This is a genomic window from Dokdonia sp. Asnod2-E02, from assembly GCF_045063915.1.
GTDB lineage: Bacteria > Bacteroidota > Bacteroidia > Flavobacteriales > Flavobacteriaceae > Dokdonia.
Genome location: NZ_JBEFNX010000005.1, coordinates 921,587 through 933,574 on the forward strand (window position 1 = coordinate 921,587; position 11,988 = coordinate 933,574).

The 11,988-nt window shown below is 37.2% G+C and carries 14 protein-coding genes; 9 read left to right on the forward strand and 5 right to left on the reverse strand.

From position 1 onward, the window contains the following. Positions 1–19: 19 nt before the first annotated feature. Both ACJJVM_RS04075 and rpe read left to right on the forward strand, forming a co-directional pair. A complete protein-coding gene (locus tag ACJJVM_RS04075) occupies positions 20–883 on the forward strand; it encodes an RNA polymerase sigma factor RpoD/SigA (RefSeq protein WP_298352042.1) in 864 nt (287 codons plus the stop codon). Between the two features lie 248 nt (positions 884–1,131). After that, a complete protein-coding gene (gene rpe, locus ACJJVM_RS04080; RefSeq protein WP_298352039.1) occupies positions 1,132–1,791 on the forward strand; it encodes a ribulose-phosphate 3-epimerase in 660 nt (219 codons plus the stop codon). A gap of 71 nt (positions 1,792–1,862) precedes the next feature. Here rpe and ACJJVM_RS04085 read toward each other — a convergent pair whose 3' ends face one another. Both ACJJVM_RS04085 and ACJJVM_RS04090 read right to left on the reverse strand, forming a co-directional pair. Next, positions 1,863–2,564, reverse strand: coding sequence for a Bax inhibitor-1 family protein (locus tag ACJJVM_RS04085; protein ID WP_298352037.1), 702 nt, complete (start codon positions 2,562–2,564; stop codon positions 1,863–1,865). Between the two features lie 174 nt (positions 2,565–2,738). Beyond that, the gene (locus ACJJVM_RS04090; RefSeq protein ID WP_298352032.1) at positions 2,739–3,272 is read right to left on the reverse strand and encodes a hypothetical protein; all 534 of its coding nucleotides are present in this window, start codon (positions 3,270–3,272) and stop codon (positions 2,739–2,741) included. Between the two features lie 194 nt (positions 3,273–3,466). Here ACJJVM_RS04090 and ACJJVM_RS04095 point away from each other — a divergent pair, with 194 nt between their 5' ends. The 3 genes from ACJJVM_RS04095 (at position 3,467) to ACJJVM_RS04105 (ending at position 6,183) form a co-directional block, all read left to right on the forward strand. Continuing rightward, positions 3,467–4,168 (forward strand): DUF4331 family protein, encoded by a 702-nt coding sequence (locus ACJJVM_RS04095; protein ID WP_298352026.1) that lies wholly within the window; start codon positions 3,467–3,469, stop codon positions 4,166–4,168. An 18-nt stretch (positions 4,169–4,186) separates the two neighbouring features. Beyond that, positions 4,187–4,810 carry a hypothetical protein gene (locus tag ACJJVM_RS04100; RefSeq protein WP_298352025.1) on the forward strand — a complete coding sequence of 208 codons (624 nt, stop codon included), beginning with the start codon at positions 4,187–4,189 and terminating at the stop codon, positions 4,808–4,810. Between the two features lie 62 nt (positions 4,811–4,872). Continuing rightward, positions 4,873–6,183, forward strand: coding sequence for a lipopolysaccharide assembly protein LapB (locus ACJJVM_RS04105; protein WP_298352022.1), 1,311 nt, complete (start codon positions 4,873–4,875; stop codon positions 6,181–6,183). 264 nt (positions 6,184–6,447) lie between these two features. Here the strand turns inward: ACJJVM_RS04105 and ACJJVM_RS04110 are convergent, their stop codons facing one another. Together ACJJVM_RS04110 and ACJJVM_RS04115 are read right to left on the reverse strand one after the other, a co-directional pair. After that, positions 6,448–7,239, reverse strand: a complete 792-nt coding sequence (locus ACJJVM_RS04110; RefSeq protein WP_298352019.1) for an anti-sigma factor — start codon at positions 7,237–7,239, stop codon at positions 6,448–6,450. Next, complete coding sequence (locus ACJJVM_RS04115; protein ID WP_298352016.1) at positions 7,236–7,775, reverse strand: RNA polymerase sigma factor; 540 nt, start codon at positions 7,773–7,775, stop codon at positions 7,236–7,238. Before ACJJVM_RS04115 ends, ACJJVM_RS04110 begins: the two co-directional genes overlap by 4 nt. Positions 7,776–7,926: 151 nt before the next feature. Between ACJJVM_RS04115 and ACJJVM_RS04120 the strand changes: the two genes are divergently transcribed. The 3 genes from ACJJVM_RS04120 (at position 7,927) to cysM (ending at position 10,103) form a co-directional block, all read left to right on the forward strand. Next, the gene (locus ACJJVM_RS04120) at positions 7,927–8,325 is read left to right on the forward strand and encodes a DUF983 domain-containing protein (protein WP_298352014.1); all 399 of its coding nucleotides are present in this window, start codon (positions 7,927–7,929) and stop codon (positions 8,323–8,325) included. Positions 8,326–8,430: 105 nt separating this feature from the next. Then, positions 8,431–9,228: a serine O-acetyltransferase EpsC gene (epsC, locus tag ACJJVM_RS04125; protein WP_405210896.1), complete on the forward strand. Its 798-nt coding sequence runs from the start codon at positions 8,431–8,433 to the stop codon at positions 9,226–9,228. Next, positions 9,225–10,103 carry a cysteine synthase CysM gene (gene cysM, locus ACJJVM_RS04130; RefSeq protein WP_405210897.1) on the forward strand — a complete coding sequence of 293 codons (879 nt, stop codon included), beginning with the start codon at positions 9,225–9,227 and terminating at the stop codon, positions 10,101–10,103. Before epsC ends, cysM begins: the two co-directional genes overlap by 4 nt. Positions 10,104–10,164: 61 nt before the next feature. On the opposite strand, the gene ACJJVM_RS04135 is transcribed toward cysM, so the two are convergent. After that, a complete protein-coding gene (locus ACJJVM_RS04135) occupies positions 10,165–11,040 on the reverse strand; it encodes a sterol desaturase family protein (RefSeq protein WP_405210898.1) in 876 nt (291 codons plus the stop codon). 273 nt (positions 11,041–11,313) lie between these two features. Between ACJJVM_RS04135 and ACJJVM_RS04140 the strand changes: the two genes are divergently transcribed. Beyond that, positions 11,314–11,949 (forward strand): Crp/Fnr family transcriptional regulator, encoded by a 636-nt coding sequence (locus ACJJVM_RS04140; protein WP_298352002.1) that lies wholly within the window; start codon positions 11,314–11,316, stop codon positions 11,947–11,949. Positions 11,950–11,988 lie beyond the last annotated feature (39 nt).

The following is an 11,988-nucleotide window of genomic DNA, read 5'->3' on the forward strand; positions in this document are numbered from 1 at the left end:
CCAAGTTTATTTCAGCCCTATGAGACAGCTTAAAATCACCAAGCAGGTTACTAACCGCGAGACCGCTTCACTAGATAAGTACCTTCAAGAGATAGGTAAAGTAGATCTTATCACTGCAGAAGAGGAGGTAGAACTCGCACAACGTATAAAAGCGGGTGACCACCGTGCACTTGAGCAGCTCACAAAGGCAAACCTGCGTTTTGTAGTATCTGTATCTAAGCAATACCAAAATCAAGGGTTAACGCTTCCAGATCTTATTAATGAGGGTAATCTAGGACTCATAAAAGCAGCACAACGCTTTGATGAGACGCGTGGCTTTAAGTTTATATCATATGCCGTGTGGTGGATAAGACAATCTATATTACAGGCGCTAGCAGAGCAATCTCGTATAGTAAGATTGCCTCTTAACAAAATAGGATCTATAAATAAGATCAACAAGACTTTTGCTTTTCTAGAACAAGCAAATGAGCGACCTCCTAGCCCAGAAGAGATTGCAAAAGAACTTGATATGACAATTAAGGATGTTAAGGAGTCTCTTAAAAATTCTGGCCGACACGTAAGTATGGATGCCCCTCTTATAGAAGGAGAGAATTCTAACCTTTATGACGTACTTAACTCTGGAGAGTCGCCTAACCCTGACCGTGCTTTATTGCACGAATCTCTTAAAACAGAAATAGAAAGAGCACTTGAAACACTTACGCCTCGTGAGGCAGATGTAGTGCGACTTTATTTTGGCCTTGCAGATCAAAGACCTATGTCTCTAGAAGAAATAGGTGAAACCTTTGACCTCACTCGTGAACGAGTTAGACAAATAAAGGAAAAGGCAATACGTAGACTCAAGCATACCTCAAGAAGTAAAATTCTTAAGACTTATCTTGGATAAACGTAGTAGAAGTATCGATAAGATGTTTATTGTCTTAAAATTAGTGTTTAACTTTTAGTAGAAAGAAAGTTTTGGTATCTTTACCATACTTAATGTAAGTAATTAACGCCACTGGCGACCTAATAAAAGTAACAACAGTTTATCATAACTGTTCGTTTTTTGATTGATGAATGAATCCCCGGCTGATTACCGGGGATTTTTCATTTCCAATATTTAGATAATCTTATCTTTACCCTAAACAATACTTTATGTCTTCAAAACTTATAGCGCCTTCTGTACTAGCAGCAGACTTTGCAAACTTGCAACGTGATATAGAAATGATAAATACGAGTGATGCAGACTGGTTTCATATTGATATAATGGATGGTGTTTTTGTACCTAACATATCTTTTGGTATGCCAGTACTTAGAGATATCACTAAGCACGCAAGCAAACCTATAGATGTACACTTAATGATTGTAGATCCAGACAGATATATACAAACCTTTGCAGATCTGGGAGCAAACATTCTTACGGTTCATTATGAGGCTTGCACACATTTACATAGAACACTACAAGCTATAAAAAATGCTGGTATGAAAGCCGGTGTAGCCCTCAACCCACATACACCTATCGCATTACTAGAAGATGTAATAAGAGATATCGATCTTGTATGTGTAATGAGTGTAAACCCTGGGTTTGGTGGGCAAAAGTTTATAGAAAACACCTATGATAAAGTAGCAGCTCTTAAAAGGCTTATTACAAAAAAAGATGCTGCAACTCTTATAGAAATTGATGGAGGTGTTACTTCAAAAAATGCATCACAACTTATAGAGAAAGGAGCAGATGTGCTCGTAGCTGGTAGCTATGTCTTTAAGGCCGAGGACCCCGTAAGCACAATAAAAAATTTAAAGACTCAAATCTCTTAATTAGTCTCTTAACAAAACAAAAAAAGCCATCGCAGTATACTGCGATGGCTTTTTTTATAAATTCTTTTTGGTTAGTCTCTTGACATAAATATTCTAAGTATGTACCAAAATAATAGCATAAGTGATGCAAATAATCCCAAGGCAGCAGCTACATACTGCTCCTCATCATATTTATGAACCATATTTGAGGTTGTATAAAGTATAGATCCCGCAGCTAGTGCTACCATCCCAACGCTAAACCAAAGTCCTAAGTCAAATCCAAATAACAAACCTGCAACCATTAGGCCTATTGCGAGAAAGAAACCAATGGTAAGTATTGATCTTAAAAAGGAAAAATCCTTTTTTGTAACAATAACTACTCCAGATAGTCCTGCAAAAAGTGCAATGGTCATTACAGCTGCTTTTTGAAGCATCTCAACTCCATCTATCATTGAGAAAGCAATGAGCAATAAGGGTATAAAGATAAAAGCTTCGGCTACTACATAGATGCCTAGGGCAAGATAATGCTTGGTCTTATCACGGGAGTTAAGTGCTAGACCTTCGGCATAGTTTGTAATAAACATAAATGCTCCTAGTAACAATAACCAGCTCCACCCTCCAGTGAGTGACATTGCAAAATTTAAAATAGCAGGAGATTGAAAAAACAAGTATTCAGTAACTATAAATAGTAATACTGCTAGCGCAACATAGGTATATGTCTTTCGGTAGAAGTCTACGCGCTGCTCGTCTGAGAGTGCACTTACGGGTAAAAATTGCGGCTGTGGTGATTCCATAAAAATATATTTGATTGATGATTTCTAATTTTAAAAGTAACAAATGACAGCTTAGACTATAATACAGTTTCTATAACCTTTATAGAGCTCTGCCTAATTATACAAAATTACGCTTTCGCGAAAGCGTATACATTATTATTATCAAAGCTTATGCCTCTTACTCCGTTTTTAAAATTACTTTTTTGAGGATGCTCCTTTAAAGTTTTGTGAAGTGTTTTTAAATAGTACATTAAAAGTAGTAAGGCTTCCATAGATACGGGTAATGTACTGCTGCAAGTCTATCTTATCTTGATCATCAAGGTTTTTACTTGCGTTTATCTTTTGCTCCATCACACGTATGCGGTCGCGCACCATTACGATTTTATGGAAAAAACTATCTACAGGGATTTCTTTTGAGGCTAGGTTACTATCTTTTGGGTTAAAGGTAATTGTACCACCTCTCCACTTATCTGCTAGTGGCACGACCTCAGAGATGTCGCTGTACTTTTTTAACAAGTCTCTTAAAGACTTCTCCACTTCATAAAAACTTACCGTATCAACCTCATCTTCTATAGCTTCTATAACGTCAAAATGATCATCTAGCGTGATGGTCTCAAGCCCACCATCTATAAAAGTAACCCAGTATAACTCTGCGGTTACGTTTGTAATCACTCCCTTACCTAGTTTATGGTGATCTATTCTACTCCCTATTCCTAATAATGTGTTCATTTACTATTGTGTTTGTATAAGGTCTAAGATATTATTCTCTTTTGAAAATTACACATACTCATTGCAAAAATCACTTGTATTGAATTGTTGAGGGATTATTTTTTTTGAGAATTATGTTAACAAGAGTTTAACGTATGCTACAAAACCCATAGCACATAAGCTGCGTAGGTATCTGAAATAAATAACATACAACAATGAAAACAGTATCAAAAATTTTAATTGCCGGCGCACTTGTTGCTGGCGTGGGTGCCCTCATTGCGGCAGATCACCTAGACGCACCAGCTGTGGGAGGAACCACCGCAGACATCACAGACTATTTTGCCTTTGAAAGTGCAGAAAATGGAGACAACACCGTATTTGTAGCAAACGTGCAGAGCTCACTAGCACCTGCAGGTAATGACGCAACATTTGACGAGAATGTACTTATTGAATTTAATATAGATAACACGGGAGATCTAGTAGAAGATCGCGTGATACAGGCTATAGCTAGAGACGGGAGAATGTACTTTTTTGGACCATATGCACCTGCTACCACTGGATTAAATAGTACTATAGACGCCTCACAAATGATAGGTTCTGTAGCGATTACTACAGATGGTAATGCTATTACAGAAACTACAGAGGGTGGTATTAAAATGTTTGCAGGACCTAGAGAAGATCCTTTCTTTTTTGACTTTGGGACTTTTAATGCTGTTATAGGCGGTGATGCAGAAAACAATGGCCCTAATGGAGGTTTTCAAACTGCAGAAAATGCAGTAGACACCTTTGACGGTACAAATGTATTATCTATCGTGGTAGAACTCCCTAATGCTTTAATTGGACCTACAGTAGCTCACCCAGCAGGGTTTGATGTACAAGTATGGAACACTTGGGTAGAAGCAAAAAGACAACAATAACATTAAAGACTTATAAAGATGAAATTACAAAACATAAAATACCTCGTAGTAGGTGCCGTTCTAGCAGGGTTTGTATCGTGCAACGATGATGACGACTTATTTATACCTGCTCCAGAAGAGCAAATGGAAATAGAGGAGCTTAACTTTGAAGGAACTTTTGCTCAAGAAGACCAGATGGGTAGAGCAGCCATTAACACTGTTCTTAATGGTGATAGTGCTACAAAAAATAGCTTTAACCTTACCATACCATCTGAGATGGTGGCAAACTTTCAGCAAGGGTTTCTAGATAGAGCTGTTGCATTACACGCTGCTTTTGGTGTAGAATATGAAAATAACGTTCTTGGTCTAGATGCAACTACACTTACTACCGTACTTGCGGCAGATGTATTACAAGTTGCACCAGATGCTCCTACAACATATATAGATGGTGATGGTAATGTACTTACAGGTCGTAGTCTTACAGATGACGTTGTAGATGTATCACTTATACTTCTTTTTGGAGGTACTAACGGTGATCGCTTTAATGGTCAAGATCTTGATAATGATGGCGTGGCAGATTTACCAATACTTGTTACAGATAATGTACCTAACACTGGCGAAAACCCAAGCACCACATTCCCATACCTAGAAGGACCTCACTAGTCCCAAACTAATAATTACAAAGGGGCTGAAATTTTTCAGTCCCTTTTTTAATAAAACAAACTATGAAAACCTACCAACTATACCATACAAGATATTTAATAGCGTTATCTACGTTATTATTCCTCGCATCGTGCCATAGCCATAAAGACGAGACAATCACAAACCAAAATGACTATAACGCATATCTTACCTCAAGTAACATCACAAAACTTACTGAGCTTAATGACCAAGTAGTATTCTGGAACAGTCGTATTAAAAAAGACAGCTCACAAATAATAGACCTAAGCAAAAGCGCAGGAACTTACACCGCCCTTTTTAATCAAAATGCAGATATCGAGATGCTAAAAAAGGCTGAGCAAAATTTACATAAAGCTGCACAAAAAGCAGCGATAGGGAAAGACAACTACCTACGCGCTCTCGCTCAAAACTATATCACACAGCACCGTTTTAAAGAAGCAAAAACAATGATAGACTCTGCTGCACAAGTAGGCGGTGAGATAAGCGCTAGCAACTTTGTATTATTTGATGTGGCAATGGAGCTAGGTAATTATAAAGAAGCAAAAACTTTACTAGATAAAGAAGCAGATTTTTCTAACTACAATTACTTAATAAGACTTGCAAAATGGGAGGACTACAGTGGTAATCTAGATGCCACTATACAGCATATGGAAAACGCAATGCACATCGCAGAGCGCAGCAATGTTGCAGATCTCAAAATATGGGTATACACAAACCTAGCAGATTATTATGGGCACGCTGGACGCATAAAAGATTCTTACAATCACTATCTCAAAACTTTATCCCTAGACCCTACTAACGCTTACGCGAAAAAAGGAATTGCCTGGATAACATATTCATATGAAAATAACCCACAGGAGGCATTACGTATTATTGAAGGAATTGAAAAAGACGCAAAAAGCCCAGATTATGCATTACTAAAATCTGAAATCTATGAGTACACGGGCGATAACAAAACTGCCGAAAATTTAAAGAAACAATTTACAAATAGTGCCACTGCAATAAACTACGGCGATATGTACGGCGCTTACCTTGTAGAACTTTATGCATCTCAACCAGAAACAGCAGATAAAGCAATTACTCTAGCAAAAAAGGAAGTGAGCAACCGCCCCACCCCTATGTCTTATGATTTACTAGCCCACGCACATTATGGAAAAGGTGAGTACAAGCAAGCACTTAAAATTGCACAAGACCACGTAATAGGTAAAACATATGAGCCAGCGGCACAGTTTCACACTGCACAAATCTATAAAGCACTAGGTATGCAAAAAGATCTCACCCCAATTAAAGAAGAACTATTAGAAACAAGTTATGAGTTAGGACCAGTAACCTACTCAGAAATAAAAAATCTATAAAAGGAAACCAAGACACAAACTTTTACGTAAGTGTCTACATAAGAGGAAAACTATAAGGTTGGGTAGTTTTTTTTTGAGTTTATTTGTAAACGATCTACTTTTTTAAGTAGGTCGTTTTTTTTTGTTTCTAACCCACCCCATAGTAAAAATTACACTCCGCATTATCAAACATATAGTAGAGCAGAGTTACTTAATTATATATAAGGTAAATGACAAGACACACAATTGCATTAAGTGTCTTATGTATAAAATTTAAGAAGGGAATTAAGAGGTTACTACGCCTAAGGTATAAAGTTGCTCAAGAGTAGGAGATTCACTTCCTCCGGCAGGTTCTAGCGTGATACCAAATGCTTCTGACTGGTTAGGATTATCAAGTTCAAAAATTTGATTACCCGTAACATCGTACTGGTCTAGTATCCCTAAGCTGGTAGGCGTGAGTGGTTCTAAAGTAAGCGACCATACTTGGTACACCTTTCCTTCTGGCGGTTCTGGCAGCCCCTTTACGTCTATATAAGCCTTTCCGTTTTCTTGATCCCAGTACACAGATGCATATGCTTCTGGTGCAACAGCTTGGGCACCTAGCGGTACAGCGATAAGATCTTGCTGTCTTATAACGTTAAGGATATCTTTTGTTTGCTGTAAATCAGATTCGGCTACTTGGGTTTTAGACTCTTGCAATAGTAACTCTCGCTCTGTATCTACAAGCTGGTTTTCTAGCTTACTGTTTTCAGTGTATAAATAACCTACTCCAGCAAGTAAAAGAATGGCTGCTGCCCATAATATTATGGTAGGTATAGGAGTTCGCTTTCGCGAAAGCGGTATTACTTTACCATCTACATCTATATACTTTCTAAGGTTACTAAAGTCTGCCACCTGAGCCGGAGCGGCTGCGCTGGCAAGTTTCAACAAGCTATTTTCTATAGAAACTACTTCTTGTAAGAGTACAGGATTTTGAGCTACGATGTGAGCAACTTCGACCATCTCTTCCTCAGGAAGGGTCCCATATACAAAGAGTTCAAGCACTCCTGAGTCTATATATGTTTGTGGGTCTTTCATTCTACTCCTACGATATCTCTTAATTTTTTTATGCAGATTCTATTTCTTGTTTTTACAGTTCCGAGAGGAATTTCTAGCTCTTCGGCTGTTTCCTTTTGGGTATACCCTTTAAAAAACAAGAAGTGAATTATCTTTTTACAAAGCGGTTCTAAAACGTCTACAAATTTTTGAATCCCTATGGCGTCTACAGAGGTATTAAAACTCCCTCTCGCTTCAAGAATATCTACGAAATATTCGGCTGTATGGTTTTTACGTTGATTCTTAAATGCCTTAGATCTTGTTTTATCTATTGCACTGTTGCGTGCTATGTTGAGCATCCAGGTAAAGAATCTACCTTTCTTTGGGTTATAACGATCTGAGTTATTCCAGATTTTTACAAAAGTGTCTTGTAGTACCTCTTCAGATAATTCTTTGTCGTGCAGTATACTATTAATAACTCCAAAGAGGCTCTCACTATATAGCTCATATATCTTCTCAAAAGACATAGCATCTTTTTGAAGAAATCTAGCAATTAAAGCATCTGGTTGTGTCATCATAGGGAAAGGGAAAGGTAATAATTATGCAGTAACAAATATGTTAAATAGTAAGTTTCTTAAAACTCTTTTATCATAGAATTTTATCTCTTATGTAACAATGGTTACGTACAACCTGAGTATTGCAAATTACTTTTACTTAAAACTTAAGATTATGCTCAAAGGAACTAAATTATATAGTGTGATACAGATGAAGTGCCCAGTGTGTCAAGAAGGTGATTTTTTTAAAGGACATCCTTATAAATTTAGTACAATGGGCAAAGTGCACAAGCGTTGCTCTTGCTGCGATACAAAGTTTGAGCTAGAAACTGGTTTTTATCAGGGTTCTTATTATGTTTCTTATGGTTTAGGAGTTGCTTTATTTATGGCTGTAGTAGTGCTTAATTATTTATTAAGAGAAGAACTTACACCTACATCACTTATGATCTCATTTGTAGTATCACTTATAGCACTGTTTCCATTACTATATGCGCTATCTAAAATTATTTGGGCGCAATTTTTCTTTAATTATGATAGTACTGCTAGTAAAAAATCTACGGTAACAAGCGCTTAAAGGCACTCATTTTTACCTCACTATAATATAGGCGATAATTACCTTATTTTTGTAGTACTTATTATGTCTGTAATAATTAGACAAACCCTTTAGAAATTATAATTTATGGAGGTATCGCACCTTGTAGATGCAATAAATGCTCAAAAAAGAGAAGTGCACATTACCGTGCGATTAAAGAAGGAATCACAAAGATTTACTCAACTTCTTTTTGACACTCTTTTTGATATAGAGACAGATGTACAGACATCACTTATAGAACTAGAAGTTTTATTTACCACCATAAGAGACCTAGCTTGTCCAGAGATAAAGGGAAAGCCTTGTAAGACGTGGGTAGATTTTATGCAAGTGATACCCACTATTTGTACTAATCTCAAAAAAGACGCACAGGCCATACTTGCAAATGATCCTGCCGCACAAACCCTAGAAGAAGTCTACCTTGCCTACCCTGGCTTTTTTGCCATATCTATCTTTAGAATGGCAAAAGAATTTTACAACCTGGGCCTACCACTCATACCAAGATTAATGACAGAGTATGCTCACCAGCTTACAGGTATAGACATACACCCCGGCGCTACCATAGGTAGCTCGTTCTTTATAGATCACGGGACCGGTGTAGTTATAGGAGAAACGGTAGAAATACGCGATCACGTAAAACTGTATCAAGGAGTAACACTAGGAGCTCTTATTGTTACTAAAGAATTACAAAACACAAAACGCCACCCCACTATACTAGACAACGTAACCATCTATGCAAATGCTACTATACTAGGTGGTGATACAGTAATAGGTGAGCACAGCGTTATAGGTGGTAACACCTGGATAACCTCATCTATAGAACCCCATACATTTGTCGTACATAGACCAGAGCTACAAGTATCTACAAAAACAAATAAGAAAAAATGAATAAAACACTCATAGATAGAATAGGTAATACACCACTTGTAAAGTCTACTACACTTAATACAAACCCAAACGTAGATCTATATTTTAAACTTGAGGGAAATAACCCTGGAGGGAGTGTAAAAGATCGTGCTGCTCTTAATATGATTAAGACTGCACTAGATGCTGGCGAGATTGATAAAACGTCAAAACTCATTGAGGCTACTAGTGGTAATACGGGTATCGCGCTAGCTATGATTGCAGCCATTTATGGTCTAGATATAGAGCTTGTAATGCCAGAAAAGGCTACCAAAGAGAGAGTGCAAACTATGCGTGCTTATGGTGCAAAAGTAACACTACACCCAGATGGTATAGAAGGTGCTCGAGATTATGCTATCGATAAAGTAAAAAATGAAGGCTATTACAGCTTTAACCAGTTTTCTAATGATAATAACTGGAAAGCACACTACAAGTCTACAGGTCCAGAAATCTGGAGAGATACAGATGGAGAAGTAACTCACTTTGTATCATCTATGGGCACAACCGGCACCATTATGGGTACCTCAACCTACCTCAAAGAACAAAATAAAAATGTTGAGATAGTGGGCGTACAACCCACAGATGGTTCTAGAATACCCGGTATACGTAAATGGCCAGAGGCTTATCTCCCAGCTATATTTGACGCTTCAAAGGTAGATCGTGTTCTTGAAGTAAGTACAGAAGAGGCAATTGCAATGTCTAGACGTCTTGCAAAAGAAGAAGGTATTCTTGCGGGTATGAGCAGCGGTGGTGCTACAGCAGCAGCACTTAAACTGGCAAGCACACTTGAGAGTGGTATAATTGTAAGTATTATATGTGATCGTGGTGATAGATACCTATCATCTGAGCTTTTTGAATAGATAGCCGCGATTATAGATTGTATTCTTTATAATTACGCTTTCGCGAAAGCGTACTACTCCTCTATTGTTGTCCTTTTTTAAAACCGTAGGTGTTTTGACTCACAAAGTCTTTTGGAAAAACCTCATCTCCAGGAAAACCTAGCTCTATAGTACCGCTATCCTCAGGTATATAATCTGTCTTAAAAATATAGTCCCATACACTTAGCGATATTCCAAAGTTTACGCCATAAGTCCCTTCGGGAATGGTATATGCGTGATGATACAAGTGCATTACGGGGTTATTAAAAATATACTTTAAAGGTCCCCAGGTAATCTTAATGTTTGCGTGATTTATGTGACCTATTGCTATTGCAATAAAGTGCACTATGTATGCCTGTGTAGGTTCAAAACCAAAAAGAATCATTACGCCAAATGTCTTAAGTGGTTTATAGAGAATATTCTCCATCCAGTGATAGCGCAAGTGTGCTGCAAACCCCATTTCTTTTACACTATGATGCACCTTGTGGTACTTCCAGAAAAAAGGATATTTATGCAATAAGCTGTGTGTAAACCATTGCACAAAGTCCAGCACAATAAAAAAGACGAGTAACTGGCTCCACATAGGCCAAGAAGATGGATCAAAAAGCGCTAGAGAATCTTCGCTTATCCCTATATCTTCAAAACCAAGTTGTAATAACTTATAAAAACCACTTATTGCTATTGTAAACAAGAAGAAATTAAAAAACATATAAAAGCCATCTAGCCAGAAGTCTTTTCTAAAAACAGATTGCTCCTTCCTCCAGGGAAAAAGTATTTCCATAGACCAGACAAGTAGCGACAAAATGATAAGCCCCCAGAAGTAATTAGTATACCAAGGGACTTCAAAAATGATAGATTTCCAGGTCCAATCTATGGTACCTAGAATTGCATCTTTAAAACCTATCATATATTTTTCCATATGTTCTTAACTAGAGTGCTAGACTTTTACACATATAAGTAGACGTAATTTGCTAGTAATCTTACAAACTTTGCTACCTTTTAAAACGCACAACTACATTTTGTAAAATTAATGAATTCTATATCTTTCTTACTGTAACTTTTGTTACTTAAAGGACATTAGAATTAGGTTAACTTTACAATACTAAAAATACAGTAGTAATGTAATGCTTCATAAAAACTGAAGCATCTATCATCTTAATTGCAATTTACAAACTGACTTATTTATATATAAATGATTCAAGAACTTAAGCAAAATTACGGTCACCTTTTTGAAGACGACTTAATAAACGAGATTGCGCAAGTAGGGACTTATAAAGAAGTTCCCGCTGGCTTTAAACTTATGGAGATAGGCTCTTACATAAAAGGTATGCCCTTACTTATCTCTGGTGCTATAAAAATATTGCGAGACGATAAAGAAGGGGATGAACTCCTACTCTACTACCTAGAAAAAGGTGATACCTGCTCTATGACTATGAGTTGCTGCCTAGGGCAAACAAAGAGCGAGATTAGAGCCATCGCAGAGACTGACACCGTTCTTATAATGGTACCTATTCAAAAAATGGAGATGTGGACTTCAAAATATAAATCTTGGAGAAATTTTGTTTTTGAAAGCTATCACACCCGTCTTAATGAGATGCTCCATACCATAGATAGTATTGCTTTTAATAATATGGACCAGCGTCTTCTAGAATACCTTAAAAATAAGTCTAGAATTAATGAAGACAACAGCATACGCAATACACACCAAGAGATTGCAGGAGAACTACACAGCTCGAGAGTAGTTATATCCAGGCTCCTCAAGAAATTAGAAAAACTAGGTAAAATAGAATTACATAGAAATTATATAGAAATCATAGATTTAGACTAGCTATGTAACCTTTGTTACTGCCAGTAGTTTTATATCAGA